General features: G+C 69.4%; 10 protein-coding genes. All 10 read left to right on the top strand.

What is annotated here, in order from left to right:
* Positions 1-33 precede the first annotated feature (33 nt).
* The 10 genes from ACZ9GM_RS09785 to hemL all read left to right on the top strand — a co-directional run bounded on the left by ACZ9GM_RS09785 (position 34) and on the right by hemL (position 13,524).
* Positions 34-1,419, top strand: coding sequence for a glutamyl-tRNA reductase (locus ACZ9GM_RS09785; protein WP_476037738.1), 1,386 nt, complete (start codon positions 34-36; stop codon positions 1,417-1,419).
* Positions 1,416-2,423 (top strand): hydroxymethylbilane synthase, encoded by a 1,008-nt coding sequence (hemC, locus tag ACZ9GM_RS09780; protein WP_291474396.1) that lies wholly within the window; start codon positions 1,416-1,418, stop codon positions 2,421-2,423. The genes ACZ9GM_RS09785 and hemC overlap by 4 nt, the downstream gene beginning before the upstream one ends.
* A gap of 107 nt (positions 2,424-2,530) precedes the next feature.
* Entirely contained in the window at positions 2,531-4,345 is a 1,815-nt protein-coding gene (locus ACZ9GM_RS09775) for a uroporphyrinogen-III synthase (protein WP_476037737.1), read from the top strand.
* A gap of 132 nt (positions 4,346-4,477) precedes the next feature.
* Positions 4,478-5,236: a P-loop NTPase family protein gene (locus tag ACZ9GM_RS09770; RefSeq protein WP_476037736.1), complete on the top strand. Its 759-nt coding sequence runs from the start codon at positions 4,478-4,480 to the stop codon at positions 5,234-5,236.
* 12 nt (positions 5,237-5,248) lie between these two features.
* Positions 5,249-7,162 (top strand): YhgE/Pip domain-containing protein, encoded by a 1,914-nt coding sequence (locus tag ACZ9GM_RS09765; protein WP_291474399.1) that lies wholly within the window; start codon positions 5,249-5,251, stop codon positions 7,160-7,162.
* A gap of 37 nt (positions 7,163-7,199) precedes the next feature.
* The gene (gene hemB, locus ACZ9GM_RS09760; RefSeq protein ID WP_291474400.1) at positions 7,200-8,237 is read left to right on the top strand and encodes a porphobilinogen synthase; all 1,038 of its coding nucleotides are present in this window, start codon (positions 7,200-7,202) and stop codon (positions 8,235-8,237) included.
* Between the two features lie 20 nt (positions 8,238-8,257).
* The gene (locus tag ACZ9GM_RS09755; RefSeq protein ID WP_476037735.1) at positions 8,258-9,004 is read left to right on the top strand and encodes a hypothetical protein; all 747 of its coding nucleotides are present in this window, start codon (positions 8,258-8,260) and stop codon (positions 9,002-9,004) included.
* A 2-nt stretch (positions 9,005-9,006) separates the two neighbouring features.
* Positions 9,007-9,504 carry a hypothetical protein gene (locus ACZ9GM_RS09750; protein ID WP_476037734.1) on the top strand — a complete coding sequence of 166 codons (498 nt, stop codon included), beginning with the start codon at positions 9,007-9,009 and terminating at the stop codon, positions 9,502-9,504.
* Positions 9,501-12,140 carry a heavy metal translocating P-type ATPase gene (locus tag ACZ9GM_RS09745; RefSeq protein ID WP_476037733.1) on the top strand — a complete coding sequence of 880 codons (2,640 nt, stop codon included), beginning with the start codon at positions 9,501-9,503 and terminating at the stop codon, positions 12,138-12,140. Before ACZ9GM_RS09750 ends, ACZ9GM_RS09745 begins: the two co-directional genes overlap by 4 nt.
* A 67-nt stretch (positions 12,141-12,207) precedes the next feature.
* A complete protein-coding gene (gene hemL, locus ACZ9GM_RS09740) occupies positions 12,208-13,524 on the top strand; it encodes a glutamate-1-semialdehyde 2,1-aminomutase (protein WP_476037732.1) in 1,317 nt (438 codons plus the stop codon).
* Positions 13,525-13,570: the final 46 nt, after the last annotated feature.

Here is a 13,570-nt window from a genome sequence, read left to right as displayed (position 1 = left end):
GCCGATTCATGACACACAGGAGGCGGAACGCCCATGGCTGGACTGGGTATCACCGGGCCCGCAGCTGTCCTCCTCGTCGGACTGTCGTTCCGCTCCGCACCCGTGCCGGTGCTGGAGAAGGCCTCCGCCGCGGCGGCGGACCTGGCCTCACTGGAGCGGGACATGCTCGACGGCGACTGCGTCACCGAGGCTCTCGTCCTCTCCACCTGCAACCGCATGGAGTTCTACGTCGCGACCACGGCGTTCCACCCGGCGCTCGACCACGTCGTCGAGACCGTCGCCTCCCACGCCGGTATCCCCGCCACTGAACTGGAGCCCTACCTCTACGTCCGCTACGCGGACAAGGCCGCCGAGCACATGCTCACCGTCGCCTCCGGTCTGGACTCCATGGTCGTCGGCGAGCAGCAGGTCATCGGTCAGCTCCGTACGGCCTACCAGACCGCCGACGAGAACGGCACCGTCGGAAGTACCCTTCACGAGCTCACCCAGCGTGCTCTGCGCACCGGCAAGCGCGTCCACACCGAGACCGAGGTGGATGTCGCTGGTTCGTCGATGGTGAGTTTCGCCCTCGACCACGCCCTGTCCGAGCTCGGTGCCACCGACATGGTCGGACGCCGTGCCCTGGTCGTCGGCGCCGGTGCGATGGCTTCCCTCGCGTCCACCTGGCTCGGCCGGGCGGGCGTCGAGCACGTCACCGTGGCGAACCGGACGCTCAGCCGCGCCGAGAACCTCGCCGATCATGCCCGTCAGGCGGGTGTGCCGGCCTCCGCCGTTCCGCTGACCGGCATTCCCGGCGTCCTCGCCGGTGTCGACGTCGTGGTCTCCGCCACCGGCGCCGTCGGTAAGGTCCTCTCCGGCGAGGACATCGCCGACGCGCAGGCCAGTCTCCCGCACCGCATGGTGCTGGTCGACCTGTCCATGCCCCGTGACATCGATGATGCGGTGACCGAGGCCGGTGACGAGATCCGCCTGCTGAACATCGAGGAACTCACCACCCTGGCCGGCGACGGCACCCGGGACGAGGACGCCGCCCGTGCCGTCGTCGCCCGGGAGCTCGCCGAGTACCTCGAGCAGGTGCGCGTCCAGTCGGTCGTCCCGACGGTCAAGGCCCTGCGTCAGCGTGCCTCCGACGTCATCGACGACGAGCTCGGCCAGCTGATCCGCCGGACCCCGGGCATGAGCGACCAGGACCGTGCCGAGGTCACCCGCACCGTCCGCCGCGTGGTCGACAAGATCCTCCACACGCCGACGGTCCAGGTGAAGAAGCTGGGTTCCGCCAACGGCGTGAACTATGCCGAGGCGCTCGCCGTCCTGTTCAACCTTCCTGCCGGGTCCTCAGCCCCCGTCTCCCGCTCGCTGGAGCCCGGGGACGCCGCACTCGCACGGATCGGCAACATGCTTTCCGGAGAGGCCTCATGACCCGCACCCTCCTCATCGGAACCAGGGCGTCCACCCTGGCCTCGACCCAGACCGGTCTGGTCCGCGACGCACTGGTCGACAACGGTGCGACCGCCGACCTCCACTTCGTGCACACCCCCGGGGACGCCTCCCAGAAAGCGCAGACCCCGGTGTCCCGCATCGGTGTCGGTGTCTTCACCGAGACCCTCCGCAACGCCCTGGCCGCCGGTGAATGCGATGTGGCCGTGCACTCCTTCAAGGATCTGCCGACCGCACCGGACCCCCGCTTCATCGCCGTGGTCCCGCCGCGGGTCGATCCGCGCGAGGTCCTCGTGAGCCACGGCAACCTCACCCTGCGTGAGCTGCCCGCCGACGCGAAGATCGGCACCGGGGCCCCGCGACGCGTCTCCCAGATCCGCGCGCTGCGTCCCGACGTCGAGTGCATCGGCATCCGCGGCAACATCGACACCCGCATGGGCCGCGCCGGTGACGGCACGACCAGCACCGTCGTCGACGGTGGCCCCGGTGATCTCGCCGCTGTCGTCCTGGCCCGTGCCGGGCTGGAGCGGGTCGGTCACCTCGACCGCGCCGCCGAGACCGTCGCCGTCGCCGACATCATGCCCGCCCCCGCCCAGGGTGCGCTGTGCGTGGAGGTCCGCGTCGATGACGCCGAGGCGGTCACCGCGGTCCTCGCCCTCGATGATCCGGCCTCGCATGCGAGGGCTGTCGCCGAGCGCGCCGTGCTCGCGACCCTTGAGGCAGGGTGCACCGCCCCGGTGGGTGCCTACTCCGAGTTCGGGACAGGGGAGGACGCCGCGATGTTGACCCTGCAGGCCGGTGCCTTCGCCCTCGACGGGTCGACACGCGTCGTCCGTGAGGCATCCGCGACGATCGACCTTTCCGATGTCGGTGCTGACCCGTTGCATCCACGGTGGCGCGATGCTGCCAGGGAGCTGGGGCGGACAGTCGGACAGAAACTGCTGGACGCCGGAGCGGCCGCAGTGATCGCCGCCAGTGCTCCGTAACAGACCCCCGTTGCGCGCCCGCCCGGCACGCACTGCTCCACACAACTTTTCCTTCCTCCACGACCGGCCCGCCGACCGTCGAGGACGCTTCAACGAGAAAGACCCCGATGACCTCTGCCGGTAATGCCCTCGGACATGGACGTGTACTTTTCGTCGGTGCCGGACCAGGCAACCCCGAACTGCTGACCGTCCGTGCCCGCGACATCCTCGAGCACACGGTCCATGCCTGGGTCGACCCTGCCGTGCCCGAGAATGTCCGCTCGCTCATCGCGGACGCCGAGCCCGTGTCCGCCGCCAAGCTCGACGCGGCGGAGCGTGAGTGGCAGGCCGAGAACGAGGCGGCCAAGGAAGCCGGCAGCCGTCGGCGTCCTGCCCGTCCAACCCACGTCACCGCCGCCGAGATCGTCCTCGCGGTCCCCGGCGGGGATTCGGTGAACGCCGCCGCCACCCGCACCTCCGTCGACCTGCCGGACTCGCCGTGCGGTCGCGCCGGTGCCACCGGTCCCGACCTGACGGTCCCGGACCTCACCGCCCAGAGCCTCGCCGCCGACATGGTCGAGATGATCCACAGCGGCGTCAATGTGGTGCGCCTCGTGGCCGGCAACCCGGTCGACGACCCGGCCGTGCTGCGTGAGCTGCGTGAGGTTGCCGCCCTCGGTGCTGAATTCGAGGTCATTCCCGGTATGACCGGCGCCTCGGCCCTGCCCGCCTACAACGGCATCCCGACCGGCGACGGCTACACCGCCGTCGACCTGCGTGGTGGACTACCCGGTGTGGACTGGGCCGCCGTCGCCGCCGCGCCGAAGCCGCTGATCCTCACCGTCGCCCCCACTGATCTGGCCCCGGTAGCCCGGGAGCTCAAGGGCCACGGCGTCCCCGGATCCACCCCGGCGACCGTCACCGTCCATGCGACGACCCGCAAGCAGCGGTCCTGGGATGTCACCCTCGACACCCTGAAGTCGGTCGTCGCCGCGTCCGGCCCGCTCGCCAAGGAGGGTGAGATGCCGGAGCACCTGGTCGTCACGCTCGGTTCTGCGGCGTCCGGCCGGTCGAAGTACTCCTGGTGGGAGAACCGCGCCCTTTACGGCTGGAACGTCCTCGTGCCCCGGGCGAAGGCCCAGGCAGGCCCGATGAGCACCCGGCTGGCGTCCCACGGTGCGATCCCGATCGAGGTGCCGACGATCTCCATGGAGCCGCCTCGCAGCCCCGCCCAGATGGAACGTGCCGTCAAGGGCCTGGTCGACGGCCGCTACCAGTGGATCGTCTTCACCTCCGTCAACGCGGTCCACGCCGTGTGGGAGAAGCTCAGCGAGTTCGGTCTCGATGCCCGTGCCCTGGCAGGTGTCTCGGTCGCCGCCGTCGGCGAGAAGACCGCGCAGGCCGTCCGCGACCTCGGCATCACCCCGGAGCTGTTGCCGAAGGCCAAGGCCCGCAACGCCGCCGGTCTGGTCGAGGTGTTCCCGCCCTATGACGAGGACCTGGACCCGGTCGACCGCGTCCTGCTCCCGCGTGCGGATATCGCCACCGACACCCTCGTCGACGGTCTCATCGAACTCGGCTGGTCCGTGGAGGACGTCGTCGCCTACCGCACCGTGCGCGCCGCCCCGCCCAGCCAGGACATCCGCGACATGATCAAGTCCGGTGGTTTCGACGCGGTGTGCTTCACCTCCTCGTCAACGGTGAAGAACCTCGTCGGCATCGCCGGCAAGCCGCACAACCGAACCATCATCGCCTGTATCGGCCCGATGGCCGCGAAAACCGCCGAGGAGCACGGGCTGCGCGTCGACGTCATGCCCGAGGTCGCCGGCGTCCCCGAACTGGTGGACGCCCTGGCCGAGCATGTCGCCGCGCTGCGGGCCGCCGACCAGCTGCCGCCGCCGCGCAAGCGTCGTCGTCGCCGGCGCACCGTGCCTGCGGAATAGGCTGCGGCACAGGCCGCCGGGCAGTCTGCTGAACAGAGGACCCGATTCCGCCGATCGGCCGGGGCCGGGGGTGTCTGACCCGTATATTGAGGGGCGTTCGACACCCACCCCACCCCGACGAGGAATCACACAGTGACCCAGAGTGACACCACCCGTCCGTCCGTCATCGCCGAGGGGATCGAGGTGTCGGCCGAGGAGGGGCCGGTCTTCGGGCCGCTGAGCTTCACCCTCGCCCCGGTCGGTTTGACCGTGCTCGGCGGGTCCGGGGGATCAGGACGCACCGCCCTGTCGCTGGTGCTCTCGGGGCGCATGAAGCCGACGGCCGGTCGGCTCGAGGTCCTGGGTTCCACCGACCGTAAGAGCATCTGGCACCATGTCGCGCTCGCCGGGGTGGAGCAGCTCGACGAGATGCCGCGCTCGGTCCGCGTCCGCGACATCATCACCGAGAACAAGTCCTGGTCGCGTACCTGGTTCAGACCGGTGCGTAAGGCGACCGAGGACGATGTCCGGGAGCTCTGCAGTGAGGTCTACGGGTCCCGTGACCTGCCGCCGCTGGACGCCTGGGTCTCCGACCTCTCCACTCTCGACCGGCTGCTGCTGCGGATCTGCCTGGCACTGCGTCCCTCCCACCACGGTGAGATCCGGATGCTCGTCATGGACGACTTCGAGCAGGTCCGCGAGGCCCGCGACCGGGATATCCTGCTGGGCATCCTCGGCCGGTTCGCCGAGCGGATGCCCGTCGTCCTCAACTCGGTCAACCCCCTGCCGGAGTCCGCTCCGCCGCACCAGGTGGTCGTCCTCGACACCTACGGGACGCATATCCGTCCCGCCCATGACGGCGGTCCGGGTACCGGTCCGTCCACGTCCGACCTCTCCACCACCCGACAGTAGAAGGACCGCACAGTGCCTATCGCCGGATTCCACGTCGCCAATGAACTGCGCCGGTTCAAGCGGGCCAGGCTGACCCGACTGACGATCATCGCCCTCATCCTCATCCCACTGCTGTACTCGGCGCTGTACCTGTGGGCCTTCTGGAACCCGCTGAACAAGACCGAGGCGCTGCCTGTCGCCCTGGTCAACAGTGACCAGGGTGCCGAACTCGACGGCGAGGAAACCCGGGCCGGCGACCAGGTGGTCCAGGGTCTGCGGGACAACGACCAGATCAACTGGACGGAGGTCTCCGCCGAGGAGGCGGAACAGGGCGTCAAGGACGGTACCTACTACTTCTCCCTCCAACTGCCGGAGAACTTCTCCGAGGCGGTGACTTCGGCAGCCGGGACGGACGCGGAGAAGGCCCGCCTGATCACCCACTACAACGACGCCAACGGCTACCTCTCCACCATCATCGGTGAGAACGTCATGCGCGAGGTCCTCAACACCGTCGGTACGAGGATCAGTGCCGAGGCGGTGGACAAGGTCCTCATCGGCGTCCTCGACGCGGGTGACGGCCTGGCCGAGGCCGCCGACGGTGCCGGTCAGCTCGCCGACGGCACCGGGCAGCTCGTCGACCAGCTGCCCGAGCTGACCGACGGAATGGACCAGCTCAAGGACGGCTCGGCGCAGTTGGCCGCCGGGACCGGGGAACTGAACACCCGGGTCCAGCAGCTCAGCCAACTCGTCGACGGGACGCAGCAGCTCGGCGACGGTGCCAATGAACTCAGTGACGGCGTCAGCCAGCTCACCGGTCAGCTCGGACAGATCACCACGGTGCAGGGTGACAGTGCGTCCAACCTGCGCGGCTACGCCCAGCAGCTGCGCAGTCTGAACCTCCCGGGCACGGCGGGGATCATCAGTCAGATGGAGGGCACCGCGTCCTCCCTGGAGACCGAGGGACTCGGTCCGCAGTCCTCGACCGCCTCCGATCTGCAGCGGCTGGACGCCGGAGCATCCGAGCTGGCCTACCAGCTCTCCGACCCCTCCGCCGAGTACCGGGCGGGAGTGAACCGGCTTCCCCAGCTCATTGACGGCGTCGGTCAGATCGACGACGGTGCGAAGCAGCTCGACGACGGTCTCGGCCAGGCACAGGAGAAGCTCCCGACCCTGGTCGACGGTGCCGGCCAGCTCGACGACGGTGCCAATGAGCTGCACGACCGGCTCGCCGAGGGCGCTGAGCAGGTCCCGAGCTGGAACGAGGGGCAGCGTGTCCAGGCGGCGACGACCATCGGGGGGCCGGTGTCACTGGCGTCCCAGGACGATGTCGAGGTCAGTTCCTTCGGTACCGGCCTGGCGCCCTTCTTCATCTCCCTGGCCCTGTTCATCGGCGGCATCGTGATCTTCCAGATCTTCAAGCCGCTGCAGCAGCGGGCCATCGCCGCCGGTGTGGGCTCGCTCCGCGCGGCCTTCGACGGCTACCTGCCGGTGGCTCTCCTCGCCCTGTGTCAGGCCCTGGTCATGGTCGCGGTGTGCACCCTGGCCGTGGGGCTGCGTCCGGCGAACGTCCTCGGATTCACCCTGGTCGCCATGCTCGTCTCGCTGGTGTTCATCGCGATGAACCACGCCCTGGTCTCCTTGCTCGGCTCCGGGCCCGGCCGGGTGGGGTCGCTGATCACACTGATGGTGATGATGGTGACCTCGGGCGGCATCTATCCGGTCGAGACGCAGAACGCACTCATCGAGGCCGTGCATCCGTTCAACCCGATGACCTACGCGGTCAATGCGCTACGGCAGATGCTCTACGGCTTCCATGACGAGCGGTTGTGGACGGCGCTCGCGGTCCTTGTCTTCACTCTCATCGTGGCACTGTCGATCTCCACCCTCGCCGCGAGAATGCAGCGCAGTTGGTCGATGAAGCGGCTGCATCCGGTGCTCCCGAGCTGATCGGAGTCGGTGGGGGAGCGGGCGTACGATCGGGTCCATGAGCGAGCCCACCCTCCCGAACCTCCCTACCGACACCTACGGTGTCCCCGCACCGTCGCGCCGCCCCCGCCGGCTGCGCACCAGCGCGACGATGCGTGACTTCGTCGCCGAGACGCATCTCGACCCGTCGCAGTTCATCCTCCCGGCGTTCATCGCCGAGGGTATCGACACCCCGCGCGAGATCTCCGCGATGCCGGGCGTCCACCAGCACACCGAGACCTCCCTGCTCAAGGCTGCCGAGGAGGCGCTGGAGGCCGGCGTCGGCTCGATCGACCTGTTCGGCGTCCCCACCCCGGAGCACAAGGACGCCGCGGGCACCCGGGCCTGGGCCGCCGACGGCATCCTCAACCAGGGCGTCGCCGCACTGCGTCGCGAGTTCGGTGACGACCTCATCGTCATGGCGGACACCTGCCTCGACGAGTTCACCGACCACGGTCACTGCGGCGTCCTCACCACGGACCCGTTCGGCCAGACCATCGTCGACAATGACGCCACCCTTCCGCTGTACGCGGCCATGGCCGTCAGTCAGGCGCGCGCCGGTGCCCACGTCGTCAGCCCGTCGGGGATGATGGACGGCCAGATCCGCGTCATCCGTGCCGCACTCGACGCCGAGGGTTTCCAGGATGTCTCCATCCTCGCCTACTCGGCGAAGTACGCCGGTGCGTTCTACGGGCCCTTCCGTGAGGCCGTCGGCTCGACCCTGCAGGGTGACCGGAAGACCTACCAACAGGATCCGCGCAACGCCCGCGAGTCCATCATGGAGGTCCAGCTCGACATCGACGAGGGCGCGGACATGGTGATGGTCAAGCCTGCGATGCCCTACCTCGACGTGCTGCGTCAGGTCGCGGACATCTCCACTGTCCCGGTTGCGGCGTACCAGGTCTCCGGCGAGTACGCGATGATCTCCGCGGCCGCGGCCAACGGCTGGATCTCCCGTGAGCCGGCGATCCTGGACTCGCTGACCGGCATCCGCCGCGCCGGTGCGGACATCATCCTCACCTACTGGGCAACCGAGGCCGCGCGACTGCTCGCCTGACCGCTAGGCTGGGGGACGATATGACTGCACCGCACCGCACCCCCCGCCGCTCCGGCAGCTCCCCGGAGCAGACGCCTCCGCCGTCAGGGGCGCCCACGCCGCCCGCACCGATGCCGACGCCGCCGAAGATGGGCCGTGCCGACGGCCTCGCCCCCTCCATGAAGGAGGCGCCGGTCCAGGTCAAGGACGGCGTGAAGATCTGGTACGCCGTCGCCGCACTGCAGCTGCTCACCGGCATCCTGCAGCTGGTGCTCAGTCTCACCGACCGGCGGACACTGACCCGCCAGGTCACCGAGCAGACCAAGGACATGGATCTGCCCGGTGACGTCAGTACCGACACCCTGGTCACCGGCTACGCGATCCTGCAGTTCCTGCTCACCCTGCTCTCCGTCGTGGTGGCGGTGTGGTTGATCTCCCGGGTAGGACGCGGCGGGTACCGCTCCCGCTTCTTCCTCACCCTCGGCACCGTCTACCTGGCGCTGATGGCCCTGATGCAGACCTTCGCCAGCGCCCCGGACACCGGATCCGTGCCGCTCATCGTGCTCGTCGGTGCCGGCACGATCATCTCCGGCGTCCTCGCCCCGGCCGGCTGGTGGATGCTGACCCGCCCCGAGACCCGTGACTGGTTCGGCATGCCGGGTGAGCGGGAGATGGAGGAGTTCACCGCCGCTCTCGACAAGCGCTCCGCCGACCTGAAGAAGATGAAGGACGAGGAGAAGGCCGCCAAGAAGGAGAAGAAGGACCAGAAGAAGCAGAAGGGCGACTGACGGTGCCTGCCTCCCTGTTCCCCGGTGCCGGGGCAGACGCGAATGACCCGAACCGTCGGGTCCGGTACTGGCGTCTCGGTGAAGGGACGCCCGGCGTGGTCCGCTTCTCCTTCGTCCTCTACGTGATCTGCGGCGTCGGACTGCTCGTTGCAGCCCTGCTGATGTGGACCGCTGACCCGCCGACCTCCTCCGACGCCGACCGACAGGCCACCATCGACGCGATCGCCTCGGTACTCAGGTGGCTCGCCGTGATCGAGGCTGTCGGCGCGGTCGTCCTCTGCGTCCTCGTGCCCGGTCTCCTGCGCGGTGACGCGCGCGCCCGGTTCCGGACGCTCGTCGTCACCGGCGTCCTCCTCGTCGTCTCCCTCGGCAGCTGGTTGCTCGGCGTCGGCGGGCTCGTCCAGCCTCTCATCGCGCTTTTCCTCGCCTTCGCCGCGCTCGCGGCGTACCGTCCCGGAGTGAAGACGTACTTCGGCCAAGCGACCGGGGAGGACCGGTGAATGACGACACGCCAGATGTAGCCCGCGCCATTGACGAGGCCCGGGCCGCTGCGCGTGCCGCCGGACTGACCCACCTCGACGACGCCACCGAGGGCACCGGGGAGACCGGGGACGAGGACGCCGGGTCCGTCGGTGGTCCGGTCACCTCCTTCACCTGGCACCTGTCGGGGCTGGAGTCCGCGGTCGCGGCCGGTCAGCTCGAGAGAATCCTCAACCTCGTCCCCGGTGTGCAGGCACGGGTGGTCTACTCCACCTCCATGGCCTGGGTCACCGCGCCTGACTCCCTGTCACCCGACGTCCTGCGTGACCTCATGGCACAGGCCGGGGTGGACGCCTGGCTCACCACCGCGTCCCTGCGCCGTCGTGCCGAACGCCTGAATATCAATGAACGCCGCCGCCGGATGCGGCGTCACCGCCTGTCGCAGCAACGCGACCGGAAGCACCGGGACAGGACCGCACCCCGACGCCGTTCCACCCAGTCGAACGCGACCACCGAGGTGCTCTACACCGCCCGCGCACTGATCACCCCGGCGCGGCTCATCGTCGCCGTGCTGCTCGGTGTGCCTGTGGTGGCGATGCAGATCAACACCTCCTGGCAGTTCGACAACTGGCAGTGGCTCTGCCTCGCCCTGTCGGTGCCGGTCGTCACCTGGTGCGCCTGGCCCTTCCACCGCGCCATGGCCGCCGGACTCAGACGTGGCATGTCCGCCCTGGACACGGCGTCCTCTGTGGCGATCGTGCTCGCCTTCGTCTACTCGCTGATCGCCATGCTCGTCACCGATGTCGGCGATGCCGGGTGGCGCAACGATCCCGGTTGGACCGCCGGCTACCACGACAACGGCAACGGCGCGGTCTTCCTCGACGTCGCCTGCGGTGTGACGATCCTGCTCCTGCTCGGACGCCTGTTCACCCGGCGTACCCGACTGCGCTCCGCCCTGGCGCTGAGCTCACTGCAGATGCCGGTCTCCGACACCGTCACCGTGGTGCGCAACGACCGTCGCGGCAGGCCCGTGAAGTCCGAGATCACCGTCGGTGAGATCCGTGTGGGCGATGACCTGCTGGTACCCCGCGGCGGCGTCGTCCCCTCCGACGGCGAAGTCGTCGGCGGACGCGCCGAGGTGGACGCCGGCCCCTTCGGCGGAGGTGACCGGCACACCGAGGTCACCGTGAACTCTCCGGTCTACGCCGGAACCCGCAACCTCGGCGACACCCTGAAAATCCGGGTGGAGCGCACCGGTTCCCGGACCAGGCTCTCCGCCGTCCAACGCTGGATCAGTGCCGCAGAGCGTGACGAGGCCCAGCTCGACCAGATCGCGACCAGGTCGGCGTCCCTCCTGGTGCCCTGGGCCGTCGTCATCGCCAGCTGCGCCGCCGCCGTCTGGCTGCTCGTCACCGATGCCACCGCCAATGCCGTGGCCACCGCGCTGGCGGTCCTCATCTCCGTCGCACCGCTGGCCCTGGCGCTGTCCACCACCCTCGCGCTGCGCCTCGGCCTGGCCCGCGCCGCGGCCGGCGGCACCCTGCTCCGGAACGCGAACACCATCCATCAGCTCGCCGACGTCGACACCATCATCTTCAACCGCAACGGCACCCTCACCCACGGCCCCATGGCCGTCACCGGGGTCACCGCGGCGAAGGGGGAGAACCCGGAACTCGTGCTCCGCGTCGCCGGTGCCCTGTCCCTGGAATCCACCCACGCCGTCTCCCGCGCCATCGTCCGCGCCGACCGTGAGGCCCGCGACTCCGGCACCGGCGGGGACTCGGTCCCGCACTGGCTCGAGACCAGCACCGTCACCATCGACGACCACGGCACCTTTTCCGCCACCGTCGAACTGCCCGTGACGGACGCCAGGACCGGTGAGACGACGACCAGGCACGTCACCGTCGCACTGTGGCGCCCCCGGGACCTCTCCGAGCTCACCGATCCCGCACTCGCCAACGCGGCCGTCGGTGGCGGCACCCCGCTGGTCGTCTCGTGGAAGGGGACCGCCCGGGGCGTCATCAATGTCTCCGACCAGGTCAAGAGGGACGCATCGACGGCTGTGGAACAGCTCGAGGACATGGACATCGAGACCACGATGATCGCCCGTGACACCTACCCGGTGGCCCGTCGGATGGCCGACATGATCGGCATCTCCACCGTGCTCGCCGGTATCGCGCCGGGACGCAAGGCCGCCACTGTGCGCAGTGTCCACGCCCAGGGGGCGACCGTGGCGATGGTCGGTGACAAGGACGTGCTCGACTGCCTCCGGGTCGCTGACATCGGCGTCCTCATGGGATCGGCGGACCGCATCGACAACGCCGAGAGTGACGTCGTGCTGCTGCGCGAGGACATCTCCAGTATCCCCGAGGTGGTCAGCCTGGTCCGCCACGTACGCGCCACCGTGGACTGGAACCTCTGGCTCGCCTGGGGCTACAACGTCATCGCCGTGCTGCTGTCCGTGACCGGACTGCTCAACCCGCTGCTCGCGACGGTGCCGATGCTGCTGTCCTCCATGCTCATCGAGTGGCGCTCGGCGCGCATCACCCACCGCGACTACACGACCCGCAGCACCGTGGTGTCGAACTGGCGTCCGCGGCGTGGCAAGCTGCGCTCCTGGGCGGGGGAGAACCTGCTGCCCTGGCAGACCCGCTGAGCAGACCCGCTGAGCAGACCCGCTGAGCAGACCCGCTGACAGCACTGCGGTTAAGCTGGTCGACGTGATGAGTGAACACACCGAGTCCAACCTGTCCGCCAGCTCGACCGCGATGGAGGAGGCGCGCCGGGTGATCCCCGGCGGCGTGAATTCCCCGGTCCGGGCCTTCGGCTCCGTCGGCGGCACCGCGCCGTTCATCGCCTCAGCCGACGGTTCCCGGCTGGTCGACGTGGACGGCAACGACTACGTCGACCTGGTCTGTTCCTGGGGCCCGATGATCCACGGCCACTCCCACCCCGTGGTGGTGGACGCCGTGCAGTCCGCCGTGGCCAGGGGAGTCTCCTTCGGCGCGCCGACCATGGGGGAGATCTCCCTGGCCGAGGAGATCATCGGCCGCACCAGCGTGGAGAAGATCCGCATGGTGAACTCCGGCACCGAGGCCACCATGTCCGCCGTGCGCCTGGCCCGCGGCTTCACCGGCCGTGACCGGATCCTCAAGTTCGTCGGCTGCTACCACGGCCACGTCGACTCCCTGCTGGTCGCCGCCGGTTCCGGTGTCGCCACGCTGGGTCTGCCCGATTCACCGGGCATCACCGCGGCCGCCGCCGCAGAGACCATCGCCGTGCCCTACAACGACCTGGACGCCGTGCGCGCCGCCTTTGCCGAGCATCCCGGCGAGATCGCCGCGATCATCGTCGAAGGCTCGGCCGGCAACATGGGCTCGGTCCGCCCGGACGAGGGCTTCAATGCCGCGCTCAAGGAGATCGCCCACGCCGACGGCGCCCTGCTCATCGTCGACGAGGTGATGACCGGGTTCCGTACCTCGCGCGAGGGCTGGTTCGGGGTCGACGGTGTCGCCGGTGACCTCACCACCTTCGGCAAGGTCGTCTCCGGCGGTATGCCCGCGGCCGCCTTCGGTGGACGCACCGACATCATGGACATGCTCGCCCCGGTCGGCCCCGTCTACCAGGCCGGCACCCTGTCGGGTAACCCGGTGGCCATGGCGTCCGGCCTGGCGTCCCTGCAGCTCGCGGACGACGCCGTCTACGAGACACTGAACGCCAACGCCGACCGGCTGTCCTCGTTGATCTCCGCGGCCCTGACCGCCGAGGGCGTGGCCCACCACATGCAGCGGGCGGAGTCCATGCTCTCCATCCGCTTCGCCGAGGGGCAGGGACGCAACTTCGCCGACATGCAGGCGGCGGACACCTTCCGCTACGCGCCCTTCTTCCACTCCCTGCTGGACGCCGGGGTCTACGCGCCGCCGAGCGTCTTCGAGACCTGGTTCGTCTCGACCGCCCTGACCGATGACGACTTCGCGCGCATCGAGTCCGCGCTGGCCGTCGCCGCGAAGGCCGCCGCAGCCGCTCAGCCGTCGGCGTAGTCGCAGTCTGGCATTTACCCAGGTCGCGAAGAGTGTTACCAGTGAG

It is taken from the genome of Corynebacterium sp. UD i78 (genome assembly GCF_056280545.1).
The sequence above is the reverse complement of the archived record's forward strand: the minus strand, read 5'-3'. Positions and strand labels throughout refer to the sequence as shown.